Source organism: Halorussus amylolyticus (assembly GCF_004143485.2).
In the GTDB taxonomy this organism is placed as follows: domain Archaea; phylum Halobacteriota; class Halobacteria; order Halobacteriales; family Haladaptataceae; genus Halorussus; species Halorussus amylolyticus.
Genome location: NZ_ML974136.1, coordinates 56,359 through 76,308 on the forward strand (window position 1 = coordinate 56,359; position 19,950 = coordinate 76,308).

Sequence of the window (19,950 nt, forward strand, 5' to 3'; positions counted from 1 at the left end):
TATCCGACCCCAGCACTATAAACTAGATGCTATCCGGTGAGTCGGCTACCGTCCGAGAACCGCCCGGAGTGCGAAGAAGAGGTTCTCCTTGCGCTCCATCACGCGCCGGTAGAAGTACGACAGCCACTTGCCGCCGTAGGGGACGTACTGGTACACCTCGTACTCGCCGGCGAGGTCGAACTGGGCGTCCTCGCGCACGCCCATCAGCATCTGAATCTCGAAGTCGGTGCCGTGTTCGTCGTGGAGGTCTCTCGCGAGCGCTATCATCTCGGGGTCGTGGCTCCCGACCGCGACGCCGCCCTCGAAGTGCTCGAACATGTATTCGAGATACGTCTGATACGCCTCGTTGACCTCGGACTTCTCGGTCAGCGCGACCGATTCGGGTTCGTCGTACGCGCCCTTCACGAGTCTGACCTTTCCCGGCACGTCCGCGAGTCGCGCCAAGTCGTCCTCGGTCCGTCGCAGATTCGCCTGCACGCAGACGCCGACGCCGCCCTCGTGTTTGCGAGCCAGTTCCTCGTAGGCGTCGAGCGTCGCGTCGGTCGTGGTGTGGTCCTCCATGTCTATCCAGACGAACACGTCGCGGGCGGCGGCGAAGTCGGCGATTCGCTCGACGTTCTCGCGGAACACGGTCACGCCAGCGTCGAGACCGATTTGGGAGGGCTTGACCGAGATGCACGCCTCGACGCCGGACTCCTCGATGTCTTCGACCAATCGGAGGTACGCCTCGGCGTCCTCGTCGGCCGGGCCGCGGTCGTGGTAGTGTTCGCCGAGCAGATTCAGAATTGCCTTCACGTTCCTCTCGTTGAGTTGCCGGGCGTGTTCGAGCGCCTCGGCAGGCGTCTCGCCCGCGACGAAGTTGCTGGCGATGGGCGGTATCATTTGGCGTTCGTTTTCGACCGCGACCCTTTAAATTGCGCTATTCCGACGGTGTTCGCGCGGATTCGAACTCCCGGCGCTTAAGACCCCGGCGTTCGCGTACTCCGACATGAGCCTCTTCGAGACGGTCGCAATCGCGCTCTGGGCGATGCTCCCGGCCTACGTGCCGAACAACGCCGCCGTCCTCGCGGGCGGCGGCCGCCCCATCGACGCCGGGCGAACGTGGCGCGGCAAGCGCGTCCTCGGCGACGGCAAGACGTGGCGCGGAACCGCGGTCGGCATCCTCGCCGGAACCGCGCTGGCGGTGGCCCTCAACGCGGTTGAACCGGCCGCTTCCACCGCGCTCGGCGTCGAACTCCCGACGTTCCCGCTCGTCGCGGGACTCGCGCTCGCGGCGGGCGCGATGACCGGCGACATCGCGGCGTCATTCCTCAAGCGCCGGACCGGCCGCGAGCGTGGCGCGGCGTTCCCCGGACTCGACCAACTCGACTTCGTGGTGTTCGCGCTCCTGTTCGCGTTTCTGGCCGCGCCCGCGTGGGCAACCGAGGTGTTCACGCTCTCGGCGCTCGCCGTCGTCGTCGTCGTGACGCCCCTGCTCCACGTCGTCACGAACGCCATCGCGTACGCGCTCGGACTGAAAGACGAACCGTGGTGAGACGCGGTTCGTATCTCCGGCCGGGTCGTCTCGAAATCCCGAATCACCACTCAGCGCGCGGAAGAACGCCTCGAAGACACGTCTAGCGTCCTCGACAGGTGCAAGACTTAGGTTCGTTCGGCACCTACCTATTTGTACGCGGAATCGACCGCAGGAACGACGATTAGGGGTGAGGCAGACGACGATTCACCCGGAGAAGACGACGATTTTGCTGGCCGACGGTCGCCGCACACAGGAGGGAAGCCAATGGAAAACACAACAGCTTCCGGACAGACGCGAGCATCGCTCGCTCCCGCCGACGTGAGCGCGTTCGACATCCGGTCCCAGCGCGCTCGGACGGAGCGAATGGGGGTCACGCCGCTCGGAGGCGGCGTCTACGAAGTCGAGAGCCAGACCGGTCACACCTACTCGGTGGACCTGCTCGGCAGCCGGTGTACCTGCCCGGACCACACGTTCCGACAGGTCCGGTGCAAGCACATTCGGCGGGTCGCCATGGAGGTCACCGAGGGACTCGTCCCGCCGCCGGGAAAGGAAACAGTCGCCTGCGCGAACTGCGGCGCGGAGACCTTCGTCGAGGAGGGCGCTGACGGACCGCACTTCTGCGAAACGTGCTGGCTCGCGCCCGGCGAGGCGGTCGTGGACCGCGAGACGGGCGACCTGCTCATCGTGGTTCGGACGACCGCTCGGCGGGCCGACGAGGTCGAAATCACGGGCCGAGACTCGACGGTCGCCGACTACCCGACCAACGAGGGCTACCGCGCCGACGACGCAGTGGTCGAGGCGATGTACCCCGTTCCGGCGGGGCTTCGGACCGCGGACATCAAACCACATCATCTCCGGCGCTACTCGTTCCCGCGCGGGCGACTCGCCCGCCGTCGGGAACTCGCAGACGACGACCAGTCGAAACTGGCGGACTTCGCAGTCGCCGAGTAGCACAACGAAAAACGACGGAACGAGAGACGGCGGGCCGACGGTTCGGCTCGGCCCGCTTCGGCCACGAAGTCGGCCGCCGTCGAGGGTGAGTGTATCCTCGGAATCCCCGCTGAGGGTCGGAAAGGTGCAATCGGGTGATTTCGCCACGTCGGCGAGCAGTCGAAGCACCGTCCTGACCAGTCTACTTCGACTATACTGCCGACATTGGCGAAATAGTCTACTCTGCAGATATATCTTTCCATATCTGATTCCGGCTCCGAAACGAAGCGACTATTCGAGAATGTCGGCGGCTTCGTCCACCGAGAGAACGCCCTGCTCGACAGCGACCAGTACGTCTCGGACGCTGTGTTCGCTTTCGTCGTCTGCGTTGTCGCCGTCGCCTCGCAGGTCCGAGAGGGGTTCACCGCGTTCGAGCGCGGTCTCCTTCTTCACTCGATAGTTGCCGCCCTTGGTCTGATGTACGTCGGCGGGGTGGAAGAAGAACCAATCCTCGCGGTCGAACCGCACGCCGATTTTGGGTTTCGCGCCGAAGTTTCGGCTGAAGTAGACCAGCGCCTCGACCTCCTCGCCGGTCAGGTAGATGGGGTCGCCCGAACTCGACTTGGCCTCGACGGCGTAGAACACGTCGCCGTCGCCCGCGAGCACGTCCGGGAGTTCGCGCTCGGTCGCGGCCCCGGAGGCGGGCGCGCGCATCACCGCGAATCCGGCCTCGTCGAGTCGGTTCACGAGTTCGCGTTCCCGGCGATTACCCTTGGCGTTGGACACGCGAACACCCCCGAGACTGCCCGGTGCTTCCCCGAATCTCCGTCGCGTCGGTCATATCGGGTAGTGGTTTCTTCGGGATGTTAAGTCCGCCGGGAGCGCGGCGAAAGTGAAGCCAACCGTCGCGGGTCGGAAATCATTCGTCGTCGGCCACGCGAGCAACGGCTTCGACCTCGACGACCATCTCGGGGTCGATGAGTCGCGACACCTCGACCATGCTCGTCACCGGGCGCACCTCGCCGAACACCTCGGCGTGGGCCTCGCCAATCGCCTCCCACTCCTCGATGTCGGTGACGTACATCCGGGTTCGAACCACGTCCTCGATTCTCGCGCCCGCTTCGTCGAGCGCGCGCTCGACGTTTTCGAGCGCGCGTTTCGTCTGGGCATACGGGTCGTTTTTGCCCACGAGGTTCCCCTCCTCATCGGTCGCGGTCGTGCCCGAGACGTGGATTTCCGGCCCGGTTCGGACCGCCCGCGAGTAGCCGACCTTCGCTTCCCACTCAGTGCCGCTGGAGATTGTTCGGCGTTTCATGTGGAGTGAGTTGGAGCGAGACGGCTTAACTGTCCGTCAAAAACCCAACCGCACTCTCTGTGGCTGAATCTCCCGGTTCGAGCCACGGCATGTGACCGTGGTCGTCGAGCACGACCAGTTCGGCGTTTGGCATTCGCTCGACCGTCGGGCGACCGACTTCGGGCTTCCAGAAGTAGTCCTCGGTCCCCCAGACGAACCGCGTCGGGACCTCGACCGATTCGAGGTCGTCGCGGAGGTCGAACTCCGGAGCCATCCCTCGGAACGAACCGAGCACCTCCATCAGCGACCACAGACTCTCGCGCTGACCGGGCAGGCCCTCGGTCACGAGTCCGGGTTCGAAGTAGGAGTCGGGGAGCGCCGAATCGTCCTCGGCGTTGATTCGGCGGTGGGCCGTCCGAGCCTCCGAGACGGTCTCGGGTTCGATTGCGCCGAACAGCCACTGTCCGACGAAAGGCAGGTCGAGCACCCGAAACAGGAGCGGAATCGACCGCGAGAGACCACCGGGCGCGCCGACGAGACAGAGCCGATTCACGCGCTCGGGGCGGTCGAGCGCCAGCGTGAGCGACTGAAAGCCGCCGAGGGAGTTGCCCATCACTGCGGTCTCGTCGATTCCGAGTGAGTCGAGGAAGTCGGCGACGTACTCGACGCCGAACTCCCGGAACCCGGTTTCGCGGTAGTCCACCGCGGTCGAGAGCCCTCGACCGGGCCGGTCGGGGGCGTACACCGTGAAGTGGTCGGTCAGCGCGTCGAACAGCGGAATCCAGACGTGGGCGGTGCTGTTGAGTCCGTGGAGCAAGAGGAGGGGCGGTCCCTCGCCCGCGGTCAGGTAGTGGACGCGGTTCGCGGGGTCGGGTAATTCTGCGTATTTGGACTCGGCGGTTACTCCGTAGTGGTCGCAGAGGTCGGCGAGCGCGTCGAGGAAGGGTTCGGCTTCGGCGCTCGGGTCGGCGATGTGGTTGAGGGGCATGCTACGAAATTCGGACGGTTGAGAGAAAAGTGTTGGTCCGATTACGTCCCGTGCTGCCAGCTACCCATATGTACTTGGCCTGCTCATTGGCCAAATTGTTCCACTTAGAAAATAGCTTGCGATGAGCCTTCAGGCTAGAACCTTGAGGTACACGGCGACGACCCTGTCGTTCTTCCGAATGTAGTTCCCACTCGGATTTTCTCGTCCTCCGCTGTACCACGGGAGTTCGCCCAGACCTTCCTCGACTTCCAGAACTTGCTCACCGGTGACGTGGACGGTGACGTTCTGTTCCGTCGTCGTTGCGTTCTCGATTGCTCGCTGGACGACTGTGACGTTTCGGATGGTTTCGTTGTTGGCATCGACGACAGTGGCGTCATCTGGCACTTCGTCCACAATCTCAATCTCCAGATATCCCTCCATGTCTTTCGAATTGTGTGTCGTTTCTGATGGCGTGGCAATCGTCGATGTCTCGCTTTCAGGGGTGTTTTCGCCGATGGGGTCGCCAACCCCGGACAGACACCCCGAGCTTACAACGAGGGCCAGTACGGCGAGGACTGCTATCGTTCTCACAACGTCAATATATAGTTTTGTAACAAGTGTCTTGTGGGTTAGTAACTCCAGATGTCTCTGTTGTCTCCCGTCTTTTCAGCGCAGGTCTCATCGGATTCCGTCCGGAACCGGGCAACTACCCACCGATATAAAAGCTGAAAACCTGGGTCGTCGGTTGCTCGCTTCTACGTCCCGTGCTGCCAGCTCCCCATGTACTCGGCCTGCTCGTCGGTCAGGTCGTCGTACGCGATACCCTCGGCGTCCAGCTTTATCTCCGCAATCTCCTTGTCGAGTTCGTCGGGCACGTCGTGGACTCCGGCGTCGTACGCCTCGCTATTTTCGACCATCTCGCGGACGCAGGCGGCCTGCACGCCGAAGCTCTGGTCCATCACTTCGACCGGGTGGCCGAGCGCGATGGGTGAGGCGAGGTTGACGAGTCGGCCTTCTGCGAGAACGTTGAGGCGGCGGCCGTCCTCCAATTTGTACTCTCGCACGCCCTCGCGGGCGTCGCGCTGGCTGACGGCCATCTCCGAAAGCTGGTCGAGATTGATTTCGATGTCGAAGTGGCCCGCGTTGGCGAGCAGAACCCCGTCGTTCATTTTCTCGAAGTGGTCGGCCGTGATTACGTCGCGGTTCCCGGTCGTCGTGAGGAACACGTCGCCGATTTCGGCGGCCTCGTCCATCGGCATCACGTCGTAGCCTTCCATGTGGGCTTCGAGCGCGCGCCGGGGTTCGACCTCCGTGACGACGACGCTGGCGTTCTGGCCCGCCGCCTTCTTCGCGACGCCCTTGCCGCAGTAGCCGTAGCCCGCGACGACGACGTTCTTGCCCGCCCACGAGAGGTTCGTGGTCATGGCGATGTTGGCGAGCGACGACTCGCCAGTGCCGTGAACGTTGTCGAACAGGCGCTTCATCGGCGTGTCGTTGACGGCGAAGACGGGGTATTCGAGCGCGCCGTCCGCGTCCATCGCGCGGAGTCGATGGACGCCCGTGGTGGTCTCCTCACACCCGCCGACGATGGTGTCGATGAGTTCGGGGTAGTCCTCGTGGATGGCCGCCACGAGGTCCATGCCGTCGTCTACCGTGATGGTCGGCTCGTGGGAGATGACGGCTTCGATGGCCTCGTAGTACTCCTCGTCGTCCACCTCGCGCTTGGCGTACGACGAGATGTTCGGGTGTTCGTCGAGCGCGGCGCTCACGTCGTCGTGAGTCGAAAGGGGGTTACAGCCGGTGACGGCGACCTCCGCGCCAGCCTCCGCGAGCGTCTCGACCAGCACCGCGGTCTTGGCCTCGACGTGCATCGCCATTCCGATTCGCTGGCCCTCGAAGGGCTGGTCGGCCTCGAAATCGGCCTGCAACGCGGTTAGAATCGGCATGTGTTCGCGCGCCCAGTCCATCTTCCGGTGACCCTCCTCGCGAGCGGTCTGTACGTCTTCGACCTGCTCGGTGATGGTCGGGTAGTCTGCCATACCCGAGACGACGGGTACCGCGCCCAAAACGCTACCGAAGGCCGACGCGAACGCCGAGAATCGGTTCGTGGGCGGGCGGTCCAAACAAAACGTGTCGAAACCGCTCAGTCGTTCTTGTTGTTGCCGTTACTCTTTCCGTTGCCGCGGTCGCCTCTCTCGTCGTCCTCGTCGTCGGTCTCCTCTTCGGTTTCTTCGTCGTCGGTCTCTCCTTCGATTTCTTCGTCGTCGGTGACCTCTTCGGTTTCTTCGTCACCTTCGCCGTCGTCCTCGTTCTCGCTATCGTCGTCGCTGTCGTCGTCCTCACTGTCGTCACCGCCCGGCCCGGCGTGTTCGGGCGGGCCACGGTCGCCGTCGTCGTCGGTCTCGTTGCCCGAGTTCGCGTCGTCGGCGTTTCCGGCGTTATCCGGCTTGCCAGCGTGGTCGGGCTTGTTGTCAGCGCCGGGGTTGTTCGACGTGACGAACTCCGAGACGGCTTGGCCGATGGCCCCGTCGTCGCCCCCGGCGTCGAGCATCTCGTGGACGAACGACGAGACGAGCTGGCCGAACGAGCCGTTCTCGCTTTCGTTCTCGTCGTCAGCTTCGACGGCGGTCAGGTTCGCGGTCGTCTCGCCCGTGAGATTGCCCGCCGCGGCGGTGACCTCGACGGTCACGTTCTGCTCGGGCGCGGGAAGTTCGACCGTGCCGTTCTCGTCGGTCGCGTGGGTTCCAACGCCTTCGTAGGTGACGTTGTCCGCGGTCTCGACTCCGACCGAGGCGTTCTCGACCGCCGAGTCGTTCTCCGTCACTGTTACCGTCGCATCGCCGTCGTCGGACTGGGCGACCCCGACGACCAGCGAGTCGTTGGCCGTCGAATCGTTGGCCGCAGTACTCTGTGCCGCGCCCGCGGGGGCCACGACGGACAGAACCATCGCCGCCGCCAACACGACCGCAATCAGTCGTTTCTTAGATGTCATGCACTCGGTTCGAGGGGAAATGGCTCATTAAACCCCGCTTGCCGTACAGGTCGGTTCGTACGGTTTGTCGGTTTCGAGCGACGCACTCAGAGGTGCTTAGAGCGTTCAATAATAGTTCAGACCGTTCAAATCCGAATCGTTCAATCAATCGTTGCTTGCGACGTTTCGAGGAAACGTCGCGTTACCGAGTGCGTGTTACCCGGCGTGCGTTGCCCGACACGCGTCACTCGGCGCGTTCGACCGCGGCCGCCGCGCGCTTCTCGGCGCGCGCGCACACCGCGTCGGCGTCCATCGTCAGCACCTCGCGGTCGGCCATCAGGACCTGTCCGTCGCAAACGGTGTGGCGCACGTCCGACCCGCGGGCCGCGTAGACGAGGTGGCTCACGAGGTCGTGGTGCGGCGTGAGGTGCGGACCCGAGAGGTCCACGACCGCGAGGTCGGCGTTCGCGCCCTCCTCGATGCGCCCGCTGTCGAAGCCGAGCGCGGCGGCGCTTCCGCGAGTCGCCATCTCGACCACGCTCTCGGCGGGGACCGCGCTCGCGTCGTCGGCCCCGAGTTTGCCGACCATCGCGGCGTCGCGCATCTCGTCGAACATATCGAGGTCGTTGTTCGAGGCGGTGCCGTCGGTGCCGAGTCCGACCGCGACTCCGGCGTCGAGCATGCGCTGGACCGGCGCGATGCCGCTCGCGAGCTTCATGTTCGACGCAGGGCAGTGGACGACGGCGGTCCCGGTCTCGGCCAGCAGGCCGATTTCGGTCTCGTCGGTGTGGACGCCGTGGGCCACGAAGTCGTCTCCGCGAGCCATGTCGAGGTCGCGGGCGTATTCGAGGGGGCGCTCGTCGCGCTCCCCGACGATTGGCTCGACCTCGTCGCGGGTCTCGTTAGCGTGGTAGTGGACCGGAATCCCCTCCTCGCGGGCCTGCGAGACGTACTCTCGGAGGTACTCCTCGCCGACTGTGGTGAGGCTGTGAGGCATGAACGCGGTCTTCACCCGTCCTCCCGCCGCGCCGTCGAACTCACGGGCGACTTCGAGGCTCGTTTCGAGGTCCTCGTGTGCGCCGTCCTCGTCCTTGCCGACCGTGACGACGCCGTGGCCGACGCGGGCGCGCAGGCCCGCGTCGGCCACCGCCTCCACGACCTCGCCCTCGTGGAAGTACATGTCGGCGAACGCGGTCGTCCCCGACCGAATCATCTCTAGCAGGCCGAGTTCGGTCCCGGCGCGCACGTCCTCGGTGGTGAACTCGGCTTCGACCGGCCAGATGTCCTCTCGAAGCCACGCGCCGAGTTCCTTGTCGTCGGCGTATCCCCGCAGGAGCGTCATCGCGGCGTGGGTGTGGGCGTTCACCAGACCCGGCATCACCAGCGAATCGGCGGCGTCGAGGGTGTCGTCGGCCTCCGGTACGTCGTCCGGGTCGCCCACGGCGAGAATGGTTCCTTCGTCTTGGTCCACCAGTACGTCGCCGTCCTCGACCGTCAGGTCCGGTCGGAGGACCTTCCCGTCCGCGATTCGCAGGGTCGTCATACCTCCTCTTTTCGCGCCCGGCGTGTCAATCCATCGGGTTCCGGCGTGTACTTCAGAGTTCTGGATTCGATTCAGTCACCGCTCTGACTCCGAATCCGGTCGAGACGCGAACCGAGCGACGGGGCCATCAGCACGAGATTTCGGACGCGTCCTGTGTCGTAAGACACCTGATGCTCGTCGGCGAGTGCTTCGAGCGTCTCGGCGAACGTCCCCGCGCCGACGCGCTCGACCGCGTACTCGTCCGCCGAGAGGAGGAGTCGCTTGCCGAACCACGCGAGGGCGACCATCACCCCCGAAAACACCGCGAGGAATTCGGGTGTGCTAAGGTCGGCCAGCGTGCCGATATCACCCGACAGTGTGCCGACGACGAGTCCGAGCGCAGCGAGGACGACCGCGAGTTTGTACTCCCGATAGTACCGTTTCGCTCGCCCGGTCTTGCTCGCCAGCACGCTCGCTACCGCGTCGTCGTCGAACTCGTCGAGCAGATAGTCGGTCACGAACAGGTGTCGTCGGCCGGGAAGTCCCGCGAGCATGACCGTGGCGGTTCGGTCGCCGCCCATTTCGACGACTGTCGTCGCGCGCGCCGACAGTCCCGCGCGCTCCGTGAGGCGGTCGAGTCGCTCGCGCTCGGCGTCGGTGAGTTCGCGGGTCGTCCGCGAGACCGCCACGAGTTTCGGTTGGAAGACGAGCGTCAGTGCGGCGATTGCTGCGACGAAGCCGACTATCGAGAGCGCGGACGTGAGCGCGCCCCCGAGAAGCGAGAGGAATGCGCCGACTGTGACCGCGAACAGTCCGGCCGAAACGGCCAACACCCGGCCGAATCGGACTGCGGCGTCTCGCGCCGATACGTCCACCTCCCGAATCTCACAGATGTAGGGGAACGCGCCGAGGTAGCCCGCGATGACGGTTAGTATCGCTCCGACGAGCGTCGGCATCCATACCAGCATCGCCCCGATAGCCGAGTCGGCGAGCGCGGGACTCACAGTTTCGAGTGCGGCGTCGGTCAGACCGAGTGCGTCGGCGAGCAGCAACGCGAAGATAGCGACGATGGCGGTCAGCGGGAGACCGACGCCGAGCGCCCGACGGATGCGACTCATCGCGCGCTTGGGCGGTGCCTTCGCGGCCCGCCACGCGTGGAGGCGAAACGACGCGAACGACAGCACGGAGACCGCAACGACCGCGAGAAGCGACTGTGCCGCTGTCAGGACGTTCATGCGTCGAACGTATCACTGGACCCACAAATCGGTTTCTCAACCGACGTGGCGGTCGGCGACGCTATAAAAACCCGATTCCGGACGTGTCAGGGTGGAGTACCAACCTTTATAAACCTTAAATACGACATTTAAGTCGCATATGACCGACCCAAAGGAGACCATCAACATTGAAAACGTGGTCGCCTCCACCGGCATCGGCCAGGAACTCGACCTTCAGAGCGTAGCGATGGACCTCGAAGGGGCCGACTACGACCCCGAGCAGTTCCCCGGACTCGTCTACCGGACCCAGAACCCCAAGTCCGCGGCGCTCATCTTCCGCTCGGGCAAAATCGTCTGCACGGGAGCCAAGAGCACCGCCGACGTTCACGAGAGCCTCGAAATCGTCTTCGACAAGCTTCGGGAGCTTCAAATCGACGTGAACGAGGACCCCGAAATCGTGGTCCAGAACATCGTGACCTCGGCCGACCTCGGCCGGAATCTCAACCTCAACGCCATCGCCATCGGCCTCGGACTGGAGAACATCGAGTACGAACCCGAGCAGTTCCCGGGTCTCGTCTACCGTCTCGACGACCCCGAAGTCGTCGCGCTCCTGTTCGGGTCGGGCAAGCTCGTCATCACGGGCGGCAAGAAGCCCGAGGACGCCGAGCAGGCGGTCGATAAAATCGTCTCACGGCTCGAAGAGTTGGGTCTGCTGGAGTAACGACATCCACTCGCTCGGAATCGGCAGGAACAAACGACCCCCGACTCAACTTTGAGTATGGCAGTCTCCGTCGTCCCGCTACTCGGCACGTTCGTCGTCGCCGTGGTGTTCTACAGCGTGACTGCACACCTCGCGGCCCGGTTCGTGCTGGGCGACGTGCCGCTCAAGCGCGCGTTCGTCGTCGGTCTCGTTCCCGCGATAATCTCGTTCGCGCTACAGGCGTACCAGAACCCGGCGATTATCATCGTGCTCGCGCTCGCGGCCGACTTCTTCACCATCCGGGCGGTGTACCGACTCCGGTACCGGACCGCAGGGATGGTCGCGGTCGTTCACTACACCGTGAGCGTGATTCTGGGACTCACGATTTTCAATCTGGTTCGGCTGCTCGGAACTGCGCCGACGTGAAACGGCGTGCTGTAGGGCAGTACTTGCATCCCGGTTTGTCGCTTGTGCGGCTGGTCTGTCGCTGTTTTGGTGAGCCTCCTGCTAGTATCTACACCGCAGTCGGAGAACGCTAGTGGGACGCTTTACGGCGGTCTCTACGGTTCGAACCCACATCTACACCACAGTCGGAGAACGGTAGCTATCACTTGAGCCAATGAGTTCCGCACCGCCACCGCACTGCGACAGCCACACCCTCCCCAACCGACTGCGCTTCTCGGCACTCGCTTCGCTCGTGCCTGTGATGCTCATCCCTCGCGCGCGTTGCTCGCACGCGCCGGAGAAAATCCGTCGCTCCTCGGTTTCACTCCACCAGTCGCTCGATTTCCGTCACCAGAATCCCGCTCGCACCGACGCCCTTCAGGTCGTTGATGGTCTCGAACACCTCGCGCTCGTCCACGACCGCGTGGACCGCGACCATCCCGTCTTTCTCGCCGTTCTCGCCGCTCTCGACGTTCATCACGGTCGGGCCGCCGAGACCCGGAATCACGTCACGGACCTCGCCGAGTCGGTCCTCGGGCGCGTTCATCATCAGGTAGCGTTTGCCGTCCGCCGAGAGGACCGACCGGAGTGCCATCGTGACCTGCTCGACCTTCTCGTCGCCGACCACGTCGTCGCGGGCGAACAGTCGGACCGAACTCTGGAGAACCTCGTCGATGATGGCGAGTCGGTTCACTTTGAGGGTGGTCCCGGTCGAGGTGATGTCGATGATGGCGTCGGCCATCTCGACGTGGGGCGTGAGTTCGGTCGCGCCCGAGACCTCCACGATGTCGGGCGAGACGCCTTTCTCGTCGAAGTAGTTCCGGGCGACGTTCGGGAACTCGGTGGCGACGGTCTTGCCCGCGAGGTCGTCCACCGCCTCGATGTCGCCGTCCTCGGGCGCGGCGAGGACGAGTCGGCACCGGCCGAATTCGAGGTCGAGCAGGTCCTCGACGTTGCCGGGGTCGGCCTCCCGAACCTGATCGAGACCCGTGATTCCCACGTCTGCCGCGCCGTCGCTGACGTACTCGGGGATGTCGGCGGCCCGCGCGAACAGGAGCGTGACCTCGGGGTCCACCGTGTCGGCGTAGAGCTTCCGGTCCGCGCCATCGACGGCGTGCAGGCCCGCGCTTTCGAGCAGTTCCATCGCCGGGTCGTGGAGTCGGCCCTTGTTCGGGACGGCGATTCTCATGTGTTAAGTCGCGTTTCGTGTTCGCGCGGGAACTACCTTTCCATCCGGCCGACCCGACTGCGAGCGCGTCGGCTCCTCCGAACTCGCAGACGAAACCCCCAAGAGCCGAGACCCAATCTGGTACGGTGTGTACGCGCTGGAACTCGGAGGACAGGACGACCGATTCGCCGCCGCGGAGGCCGCGAGCGCCGCGACCGGCGTCGAGGTGGTCGCGCCCGGACTCGCCACCGCGACCGCGATTACCGACCGGGTTCGGAACCTCGCCTACACCCACCGGGCGAGCGAACTGGTCGGGACGACCGACGCCAGCGTCGAGTCGGCGCGCGTCCTGCTCGACGCGGCGTCCTTCGAACGCGAGGGAACCGTCGCGGTTCGCGCCCGCACCGTGCGCGACACCACAAATATCGACACCCAGCGCGCCGAACGCGAACTCGGGCAGGCCCTCGTGAATCGGGGCTACGCCGTGGACTTGGACGACCCCGACCACGAACTCCGGGCGATATTCTCGGCGGACACCTGCGTCGTCGGATGGCTCGAAATCGAGAGCGTCCGGGACTACGGCACCCGGAAGCCGACCGACCGGCCGTTCTTCCAACCCGGCGGGATGGACCCCCTGCTCGCCCGCGCGCTGGTCAACCTCGCGGGCGCTCGACCCGGCGCGACGCTTCTCGACCCGATGTGTGGGACCGGCGGCGTCCTCATCGAGGCCGGACTCGTCGGCGCGACCGCCTACGGCGCGGACGCCCAGCGAAAGATGGCCCGCGGCGCGGCGAAGAATCTCGACCGGTATCTCGGCGACGAAACCGAGTGGGCAACCCTACGGGGCGACGCGACTCATCTTCCCTTCCCGGACAGTTCCATCGACGCCGTGGTGTTCGACGCGCCCTACGGCAGACAGTCGAAAATCGCGAATCTCGATTTGGACGACCTCGTGGCTGGCGCGCTCGCGGAGGCCCGCCGGGCCGCGGGCCGGGCGGTCGTGGTCGGCGACAGGTCGTGGGCCGCCGAGGCCCGCGACGCGGGGTGGACCGTCGAGGACGAGTTCGAGCGTCGGGTCCACCGGTCGCTCGACAGGCACATCGCGGTGCTGACCGAAGAAGACAGTCCGCTGGATTCGGCGTGAGGCCGACTACAGCGACACGTCGTACGTCTCGTCGTCGCCGAGCCCCGTGACGTGGAGGGTCGCTCGTCCCGGCCCGTCGGATTCGACCTCGATGCGCCCCGTGAACGACGTGGACATTCCGGCGATGATGCTCTTCATGCTGGTCCCGATGTCAGCGCTGGTGTCGAGCGCACAGATGCCGATAGCCTCGTTTCGGCGGACCTGGCTGAGCAGGTTCGAGTTCAGGAATCGGAACACCGAGCGCGTGTCGTCGACCGCGCTACAGATGCTCGAACACAGAATAATGCCCGCGCGAAGCCGAGACGCAGTCTCCTGCGACTCAGCGACGAGCGACGAGAACTGCATGCCGATGCCCGTCAGGTCGGTGATGTCGTCGATGGTCGTGACGTTTTCGGGCGAGTCGGGTCCCGTGCAGGTCAGCACGGTCGAGCGGTCGCTGGCACCGTCCACCGTGCGTTCGAGCGCCCGGTTGACTTCTCGGCCGCTGGCATCGGTCGCCAGCACGAGCGACCCCTCGTCGTCCTGTGAACTCAGGAGGCGGTAGAAGACGGTTTCGAGGAGGTCGGTGTCGTCGCCGGTCAGCAGGATGCTCGTCCCGTCGTCGATGGGGCCGAGCGGGAGGTCGGCGAGTTCGAACGGTCCGGCTCCGGTGACGCTCATGCCGTCACCTCCGGGCCAGCAGCCTCCAGAAGTGATTGACGGAGTTCGAGAATCTCCATCGCGGTCTCGGCGAACTGCTGGAGTTCGGCGCGCTGTTGCGCCGAGTACGACCGCCGCTCGTGGTCGATGAGACACACCTGCCCGATGATTTGACCCTCAGGCGTCGTCATGTTCGCACCGGCGTACGAGACGATTCCCAGGTCGTGTAGCTGTTGATTCTCGGCGAATCGCTTGTCTTCTCTGATGTCCTCGACTACCATTACGTCCTCCTGAAGCATGCTGTGCGTGCAAATCGTCTTCTCGCGCGTGAGACTGTCCCAGTCCGCCCCCGTGCAGGCGAGGAAGTTCTCCTCGTCCTTCTCGATGAGACCGATGAACGCGACCGCGGCGTCGAAGTGACTCGTGATGAGGTCGGTCAGTCGCTCGAAACTCTCCTCGATTGGGAGTTCGTCCACGTCGTACGATTCGAGCGCGTCCAGCCGGGACTCCTCGTCGTCGGGGACGAGGAAGCCGACCTGCGCGCTGTGGGCGATGACGTCGCCGACCACGAAACCGAGGCGGTCGGCCGCGTCGGGTAGGTCGCGGTTCAGGTACTCTACGATTGCGTCTCCGAACGACCCGGTATCGATGTCTCCGGGCCGAACGTCGGTGTACAGCACGCACGGCGTCTGCGGCGCGTGCTCTCGAATCGACCCGACCACGTCGAGTCCGGTCCCGTCCGGCAGGTCGTACTCGGTCACGACCGCGCCGACGGATTCGGCCTGTAAGAATTCTGCAGCGTCAGCGACCGAGGTTCGACCAACCGGTGCGAGGTCGGGCTCGCCTTCGAGCGTTGCAGTGATGTCCGAAACGCCGTCTTCGGTTCCGATACAGAGAACTGTGTGTTCTACCATCTACCAGTCTCTTGGATGGTACTACTATAATGTTTAGCTTTCAATTATCAAAATTAATATTCCTTTTCGGAATCGAGGTAAAAAAGCTGGTCAAGGAAAACTGGCGCTTCCTATCTAAAAAGAATACTGTGCCGATGCGGAACTATTGTTCCGTTTTCTCAGGTTTTCGCTTCGGCTCCTAACTCCGCGAGCAGGTGGCCGATGTGGACCCTGTCGCTCGTTGCTTCGGCGAGGTCGGCGTCGATTTCGCCCGCGAGTCGGGTCAACTCGGCGAGGTCGTCGCCGGTGTACCGGCCCGAGTGGGCCACGTCGAGAATCTCCTGTAGCACCTCGCCGCCGCTGTACCCCTCGTCCACGAGCAGGTCGTCGAGGGTCTTCCGGGCGTCCTGAAACGCTCCGGCCTCGGCGGCGTCGAGCATCGCCTCGATGTCGGCGGTGACGCCCACGTCGCCGAGCACCTCGTAGGCCGCGTTCATCGTGATTTCGCCCTCCTTCTCGGCGGTGGTCTGTGCGCCCAAAATCGCCTTCCGGAGGTCGCCGCCCGCGTATCCGGCGACGTATTCGAGACCGCTCTCGTCGTACTCGACGCCCTCGGCCTCTACGATGCGCTCCAGCACGGTCACGATTTCTCCGGGCGTGGGCGCGCGAACCGCGACCGGGAAGCACCGGGATTTGATGGGCGGGATGAGTTTCGTGGGCTGACGCGTCGTGATGACGAACTGAGTCGCCTCGTGGTGGCGCTCCATCACCCGGCGGAGCGCCTGCTGGAAGTCCTCGCGGATTGCCTCGGCGTTGTCGAGCACGACGGTCTTGTACGACCCCGCCACCGGCGAGTAGCTCGCGGACTCCTTCAGTACGTGGTTGATGAGGTCGGCCTTCGAGGAGTTTCGCCTGCGCTTGCTGTCGATGAACGACGAGAAGCGCGGGTCGTTGGCGACCTCCTTTTTGGTCATGCCGAAGAAGTCGGCGACGTTGATTTCCACGAGGTCGTTGTCCGGGTCGTCGTGGGCCTCGCGGGCCAGCGCGCGCACGGCGGCGGTCTTGCCCGCGCCCGACGGCCCGTACAGCACGAGGTTTATGGGTTCCTCGACGGCCTTCTGGAGGTACTCTCGGACCTCCGCCTGCGGGAGGTCGGCGAGGTCGGGTGCGTAGCGTTCGGTCCAGAGCGGCGCGTCCATCACTGCCGAGTAGGGAGTCGCCGGGTAAGAATCGGTCGGTTGACGCCGAAATCCGGTCTCCTAAAAAAGAACCGCGTCGGCGATTAGGCTTCTGCGGTCGTCTCGACCACGGTGGTCGTCTCCTCCTCGTCGTCCGGCAGTTCGGTCTCTTCGTCGCCCACTTCGGTCTCGGTCTCCTCGTCGTCTACTTCGGTTTCAGTTTCGACGGTTTCCTCGGTCTCGTCGTCGGCCGCTTCGGTTAGCGTGATGATCGCGAGCTCGCCGAAGTCATCGGTGTACACGCCGTGGACGTACTCGCCGGGCGGCACGTCGGTCGTGTCCACGTCGAACGTGACCGTGGTCTGCTCGCCGCCTTCAAGCGTGACGGCTTGGCGAGCGACGACCGTCCCTTCGAGGCGGAACGCCACGTTCTGCGTGGTTTCCACGTCGTTGGGGTTGGTCACGACTGCGCTGACCTGGATGGTCTCGCCCACGTCTGCGGTCCCGGGCGCGTCGAGGCTAACCACGTCGAAGGAGTCGGCCTCCTCGTCCTCGTCGGGCGCTTCGGTGGTTTCGTCTTCCTCAACCGTGGTTTCGACCTCTTCGGTGGTCTCGACACCCTCGATAGTGGTTACGGTCTCCTCGGTAGTTTCGGGCGCTTCGGTCGTCTCGACTTCTTCGGTCGTAATTTCGGCTTCTTCAGTCGTGGTCTCTATTTCTTCCGTGGTTTCGACTTCTTCGGTCGTCTCTACCTCTTCCGTGGTTTCGGGCGCTTCGGTCGTGGTCTCTATCTCCTCGGTCGTGATTTCAACGTCGTCACCGTCTTCGACTTCGGTCGTCTCCACGTCCGTCGGCGGTTCGGGCATCTCCATGTCCTCGGGTGCGGTGACGACGAACGTCACGTTCTCGACGTTCACGTTCTCGATGACGAACCGGACGGTTTCGAGGTCACCCATGAGGTCCTCTTCGAGTTGCTCCTGGGCCTCCTCGGGGTCCGGCGTGGTCATCTGTTCGTCGGGCACTTCGGCCTGCTCTTGCAGCAGTTCGGTGAGGTTGATCTCCACTCGGCGGTCCTGCACGGTGATGTCGCCGACCGTCTCGGTCCTGTCGGGCGTCTCCTCGTCGCCCACGACGAACGACCACTCGTCGATGGTCATCTGCTCGACTTTGAAGACGAACTGCTGTTGGTCGGCCGGGTCCTCGACTCCGTCTTCGACTTCGTCGTCTTCGGTCGTAGTTTCGACGGGGTCGTCTTCAGTCGTGGTTTCGATGATGTCGTCTTCCTCGGTCGTGGTCTCGACGCCGTCGACTTCGGTCGTCTCGACTTCCTCAGTCGTCTCCACATCATCGACTTCAGTCGTCTCGACCGGTTCCTCGCCAACGCTCACGTTGGCTTGGTCCACGACTATCTCGCCGTCAGCGGTCGTGTACGGTCCGTCCACCGCACCGCCCGAGGTGAGGAAGTCGTAAACCTCGTTCTCGTTCGTGTCGAGGTGCGGCATCGCGATGAGCGTCTGGGTCTCGGCGATAGGCCGACCCAGCGTGATGGTCACGTCCTCGTGGGTCCCGGCCTCGAGGTACACCGAGTTACCGAGGACGCTCCCGATGGCGTCGCCCTCCAGTAGCGTCTCGTCGTGGATGGCGACGAAGCCGCCCTCGTCCATCGTGACCGAGTCGATGACGACCTGCTCACCGTCCGATTCCTGGTCGTCGATGCTGACGCTCGCGGCTTCTTCGGTCTCGTCCGCGTCGTCGTCAGCGTCGTCGGCCTCAGTCGTTTCGACTGCTTCGGTCGTCTCCTCGTCGTCTACATCCTCATCGTCGGCTTCGGTCGCCTCCTCATCGAGGATGCCTGTCGTTTCTCCGCCGTCCGCGTCTTCGTCATCGGCCTCGGTCGTCTCCTCGTCCTCGACGTCCGTGGTCTCTTCCATCGCCGCGTTCGTTCCGACGTTCGAACTATCGGCGTCTGTCACCGCGAGCGAGACCGCTGTTCCGCTCGCGAGTACGAGTAATACCGCCATGAAAACGGCGCTAACCGTCCTGCTGTCACGTGTCATTTGTAACCCCCAATCCGCACGATAACCGACGACCAGACTGCGAATAAACCGAAGCGACTGTTCACTGGCGTAACCGCCTGATACGACTGGCTAGGCCCGAGGTATCCCGGCATTCTCCCGCCACGTTTGCGGTCGTAATGGCGCGTTTCCCCCAATCGCGAGTCGGACGAGCGCGGATGCACCGACCGGCGTTTCGAAGGCGCTTTCCGCCTCGCCCTCCGACATCCACCGAGGATGTCGATGCGCGTTACCTTTCTCGGAACGAGCGGGGCGGTGCCGACGACCGAACGGAATCCGAGCGCCGTCTTGGTCAATCGGGAGGGCGATAGACTACTGTTCGACGTGGGCGAGGGCACACAGCGCCAGATGATGCGCTTTCGGACGGGGTTCACGGTTTCGGAGGTGTTCATCACCCACCTCCACGGCGACCACGTTCTCGGCCTGCCGGGACTCGTCCAGACGTGGGACTTCAACGACCGCGAGGACCCGCTCACGATTTACGCGCCCGCCGGGACGGAGCGACACATCGACGCGCTCGTCCACGCCGCGGGCAACCAACCCTCGTTTCCGGTCCACGTCTACGAGGTCGAACCCGGCGAGGTCGCGGTCCGACGCGACGAGTACGAGATTCGGGCGTTCCGGACCGACCACGACACCAACTCCGTGGGGTACGCGCTGGTCGAGGACGACCGGAAGGGCCGATTCGACCGCGAACGCGCCGAGGAACTCGGCGTTCCGGTCGGCCCGAAGTTCTCGAAACTCCACGAGGGGAACCCGGTCGAACTCGACGACGGAACCGTGGTTCGGCCCGAGCAGGTCGTCGGCGAATCGCGTCCGGGGCGAAAATTCGTCTACACCGGGGACACCCGTCCGAGCGAGACGGTCACGGAAATCGCCGACGACGCCGACCTCCTGATTCACGACGCGACCTTCGCCGACGACCGGGCCGAGCGCGCCCGAAAAACCGCCCACTCGACCGCCAGACAGGCCGGGGAAGTCGCGAGCGAGGCGAACGTCGCCCGACTCGCGCTCACACACATCTCCTCGCGGTACGCGGGCGAGACGCCCGACCACCGCTCTGAGGCGCGCGAGGTTTTCGACGGCGACGTGTTCGTGCCCGACGACGGCGAGATGCGTGAGATTCCGTACCCCGACGCCTAATCCGAAATTCCCGTCCTCAGACGCGTCGTTCGGCACTTACGCCCTCGGTATCTCGCTCGTTCTGTCGTCGCGGGGGGGGGGGGGGGGGGGGGCCGCCCCCCCCCCCCAGGGTGTGTTATTGTGTGAAACAGGAAAAAAAAAAAAAAAGCATA

At 64.4% G+C, this 19,950-nt stretch carries 20 protein-coding genes; 6 read left to right on the top strand and 14 right to left on the bottom strand.

What is annotated here, in order from left to right; all coding sequences use genetic code 11:
- Nucleotides 1-45 precede the first annotated feature (45 nt).
- The gene (locus EKH81_RS13555) at nt 46-882 is read right to left on the bottom strand and encodes a proline dehydrogenase family protein (RefSeq protein WP_132058978.1); all 837 of its coding nucleotides are present in this window, start codon (nt 880-882) and stop codon (nt 46-48) included.
- 106 nt (nt 883-988) lie between these two features.
- Here EKH81_RS13555 and EKH81_RS13560 point away from each other — a divergent pair, with 106 nt between their 5' ends.
- Nucleotides 989-1,534 carry a CDP-2,3-bis-(O-geranylgeranyl)-sn-glycerol synthase gene (locus tag EKH81_RS13560; RefSeq protein WP_132058979.1) on the top strand — a complete coding sequence of 182 codons (546 nt, stop codon included), beginning with the start codon at nt 989-991 and terminating at the stop codon, nt 1,532-1,534.
- A 246-nt stretch (nt 1,535-1,780) separates the two neighbouring features.
- A complete protein-coding gene (locus EKH81_RS13565; RefSeq protein ID WP_132058980.1) occupies nt 1,781-2,467 on the top strand; it encodes an SWIM zinc finger family protein in 687 nt (228 codons plus the stop codon).
- A 270-nt stretch (nt 2,468-2,737) separates the two neighbouring features.
- On the opposite strand, the gene hjc is transcribed toward EKH81_RS13565, so the two are convergent.
- The 8 genes from hjc to EKH81_RS13605 all read right to left on the bottom strand — a co-directional run bounded on the left by hjc (nt 2,738) and on the right by EKH81_RS13605 (nt 10,435).
- A complete protein-coding gene (gene hjc / locus EKH81_RS13570; protein WP_132058981.1) occupies nt 2,738-3,232 on the bottom strand; it encodes a Holliday junction resolvase Hjc in 495 nt (164 codons plus the stop codon).
- A 133-nt stretch (nt 3,233-3,365) separates the two neighbouring features.
- A complete protein-coding gene (locus tag EKH81_RS13575; RefSeq protein ID WP_132058982.1) occupies nt 3,366-3,761 on the bottom strand; it encodes a RidA family protein in 396 nt (131 codons plus the stop codon).
- Nucleotides 3,762-3,786: 25 nt separating this feature from the next.
- Complete coding sequence (locus EKH81_RS13580; RefSeq protein WP_132058983.1) at nt 3,787-4,728, bottom strand: alpha/beta fold hydrolase; 942 nt, start codon at nt 4,726-4,728, stop codon at nt 3,787-3,789.
- Nucleotides 4,729-4,857: 129 nt separating this feature from the next.
- Complete coding sequence (locus EKH81_RS13585) at nt 4,858-5,298, bottom strand: hypothetical protein (protein WP_132058984.1); 441 nt, start codon at nt 5,296-5,298, stop codon at nt 4,858-4,860.
- A 164-nt stretch (nt 5,299-5,462) separates the two neighbouring features.
- On the bottom strand, nt 5,463-6,746 hold the full coding sequence (locus EKH81_RS13590) for an adenosylhomocysteinase (protein ID WP_132058985.1): 1,284 nt from the start codon (nt 6,744-6,746) through the stop codon (nt 5,463-5,465).
- Between the two features lie 104 nt (nt 6,747-6,850).
- Nucleotides 6,851-7,699, bottom strand: coding sequence for a hypothetical protein (locus tag EKH81_RS13595; protein WP_132058986.1), 849 nt, complete (start codon nt 7,697-7,699; stop codon nt 6,851-6,853).
- A 223-nt stretch (nt 7,700-7,922) separates the two neighbouring features.
- A complete protein-coding gene (locus EKH81_RS13600; RefSeq protein WP_132058987.1) occupies nt 7,923-9,221 on the bottom strand; it encodes an amidohydrolase in 1,299 nt (432 codons plus the stop codon).
- A 71-nt stretch (nt 9,222-9,292) separates the two neighbouring features.
- The gene (locus tag EKH81_RS13605; RefSeq protein WP_132058988.1) at nt 9,293-10,435 is read right to left on the bottom strand and encodes a M48 family metalloprotease; all 1,143 of its coding nucleotides are present in this window, start codon (nt 10,433-10,435) and stop codon (nt 9,293-9,295) included.
- Between the two features lie 139 nt (nt 10,436-10,574).
- Between EKH81_RS13605 and EKH81_RS13610 the strand changes: the two genes are divergently transcribed.
- Together EKH81_RS13610 and EKH81_RS13615 are read left to right on the top strand one after the other, a co-directional pair.
- Nucleotides 10,575-11,135, top strand: coding sequence for a TATA-box-binding protein (locus EKH81_RS13610; protein WP_132058989.1), 561 nt, complete (start codon nt 10,575-10,577; stop codon nt 11,133-11,135).
- Between the two features lie 57 nt (nt 11,136-11,192).
- Nucleotides 11,193-11,540 (top strand): DUF7473 family protein, encoded by a 348-nt coding sequence (locus EKH81_RS13615; RefSeq protein ID WP_132058990.1) that lies wholly within the window; start codon nt 11,193-11,195, stop codon nt 11,538-11,540.
- A gap of 340 nt (nt 11,541-11,880) precedes the next feature.
- Here EKH81_RS13615 and hisG read toward each other — a convergent pair whose 3' ends face one another.
- Nucleotides 11,881-12,747, bottom strand: a complete 867-nt coding sequence (gene hisG / locus EKH81_RS13620) for an ATP phosphoribosyltransferase (protein ID WP_132058991.1) — start codon at nt 12,745-12,747, stop codon at nt 11,881-11,883.
- A 127-nt stretch (nt 12,748-12,874) separates the two neighbouring features.
- Between hisG and EKH81_RS13625 the strand changes: the two genes are divergently transcribed.
- Nucleotides 12,875-13,870 (top strand): methyltransferase domain-containing protein, encoded by a 996-nt coding sequence (locus EKH81_RS13625; protein ID WP_132058992.1) that lies wholly within the window; start codon nt 12,875-12,877, stop codon nt 13,868-13,870.
- A 6-nt stretch (nt 13,871-13,876) separates the two neighbouring features.
- On the opposite strand, the gene EKH81_RS13630 is transcribed toward EKH81_RS13625, so the two are convergent.
- The 4 genes from EKH81_RS13630 to EKH81_RS13645 form a co-directional block, all read right to left on the bottom strand.
- Nucleotides 13,877-14,530, bottom strand: coding sequence for a DUF7504 family protein (locus tag EKH81_RS13630; protein WP_132058993.1), 654 nt, complete (start codon nt 14,528-14,530; stop codon nt 13,877-13,879).
- Nucleotides 14,527-15,423, bottom strand: coding sequence for a GAF domain-containing protein (locus tag EKH81_RS13635; protein WP_132058994.1), 897 nt, complete (start codon nt 15,421-15,423; stop codon nt 14,527-14,529). The genes EKH81_RS13630 and EKH81_RS13635 overlap by 4 nt, the downstream gene beginning before the upstream one ends.
- A gap of 158 nt (nt 15,424-15,581) precedes the next feature.
- Nucleotides 15,582-16,601, bottom strand: a complete 1,020-nt coding sequence (locus EKH81_RS13640) for an AAA family ATPase (protein ID WP_132058995.1) — start codon at nt 16,599-16,601, stop codon at nt 15,582-15,584.
- A gap of 83 nt (nt 16,602-16,684) precedes the next feature.
- Nucleotides 16,685-18,601 (bottom strand): DUF7282 domain-containing protein, encoded by a 1,917-nt coding sequence (locus EKH81_RS13645; protein ID WP_132058996.1) that lies wholly within the window; start codon nt 18,599-18,601, stop codon nt 16,685-16,687.
- Nucleotides 18,602-18,871: 270 nt separating this feature from the next.
- Between EKH81_RS13645 and rnz the strand changes: the two genes are divergently transcribed.
- Nucleotides 18,872-19,798, top strand: a complete 927-nt coding sequence (rnz, locus tag EKH81_RS13650; protein ID WP_132058997.1) for a ribonuclease Z — start codon at nt 18,872-18,874, stop codon at nt 19,796-19,798.
- Nucleotides 19,799-19,950: the final 152 nt, after the last annotated feature.

What these genes read in the sequence shown, in the direction of transcription:
- EKH81_RS13615 (WP_132058990.1), top strand. Translation starts at nt 11,193, where the DNA reads ATGGCAGTCTCCGTCGTCCCGCTACTCGGCACGTTCGTCGTCGCCGTG.
- EKH81_RS13635 (WP_132058994.1), bottom strand. Translation starts at nt 15,423, where the DNA reads ATGGTAGAACACACAGTTCTCTGTATCGGAACCGAAGACGGCGTTTCG.
- EKH81_RS13590 (WP_132058985.1), bottom strand. Translation starts at nt 6,746, where the DNA reads ATGGCAGACTACCCGACCATCACCGAGCAGGTCGAAGACGTACAGACC.
- EKH81_RS13630 (WP_132058993.1), bottom strand. Translation starts at nt 14,530, where the DNA reads ATGAGCGTCACCGGAGCCGGACCGTTCGAACTCGCCGACCTCCCGCTC.
- EKH81_RS13610 (WP_132058989.1), top strand. Translation starts at nt 10,575, where the DNA reads ATGACCGACCCAAAGGAGACCATCAACATTGAAAACGTGGTCGCCTCC.
- EKH81_RS13640 (WP_132058995.1), bottom strand. Translation starts at nt 16,601, where the DNA reads ATGGACGCGCCGCTCTGGACCGAACGCTACGCACCCGACCTCGCCGAC.
- EKH81_RS13580 (WP_132058983.1), bottom strand. Translation starts at nt 4,728, where the DNA reads ATGCCCCTCAACCACATCGCCGACCCGAGCGCCGAAGCCGAACCCTTC.
- EKH81_RS13575 (WP_132058982.1), bottom strand. Translation starts at nt 3,761, where the DNA reads ATGAAACGCCGAACAATCTCCAGCGGCACTGAGTGGGAAGCGAAGGTC.
- rnz (WP_132058997.1), top strand. Translation starts at nt 18,872, where the DNA reads ATGTCGATGCGCGTTACCTTTCTCGGAACGAGCGGGGCGGTGCCGACG.
- EKH81_RS13555 (WP_132058978.1), bottom strand. Translation starts at nt 882, where the DNA reads ATGATACCGCCCATCGCCAGCAACTTCGTCGCGGGCGAGACGCCTGCC.
- EKH81_RS13595 (WP_132058986.1), bottom strand. Translation starts at nt 7,699, where the DNA reads ATGACATCTAAGAAACGACTGATTGCGGTCGTGTTGGCGGCGGCGATG.
- EKH81_RS13565 (WP_132058980.1), top strand. Translation starts at nt 1,781, where the DNA reads ATGGAAAACACAACAGCTTCCGGACAGACGCGAGCATCGCTCGCTCCC.
- EKH81_RS13605 (WP_132058988.1), bottom strand. Translation starts at nt 10,435, where the DNA reads ATGAACGTCCTGACAGCGGCACAGTCGCTTCTCGCGGTCGTTGCGGTC.
- EKH81_RS13645 (WP_132058996.1), bottom strand. Translation starts at nt 18,601, where the DNA reads ATGGCGGTATTACTCGTACTCGCGAGCGGAACAGCGGTCTCGCTCGCG.
- hisG (WP_132058991.1), bottom strand. Translation starts at nt 12,747, where the DNA reads ATGAGAATCGCCGTCCCGAACAAGGGCCGACTCCACGACCCGGCGATG.
- EKH81_RS13600 (WP_132058987.1), bottom strand. Translation starts at nt 9,221, where the DNA reads ATGACGACCCTGCGAATCGCGGACGGGAAGGTCCTCCGACCGGACCTG.
- EKH81_RS13560 (WP_132058979.1), top strand. Translation starts at nt 989, where the DNA reads ATGAGCCTCTTCGAGACGGTCGCAATCGCGCTCTGGGCGATGCTCCCG.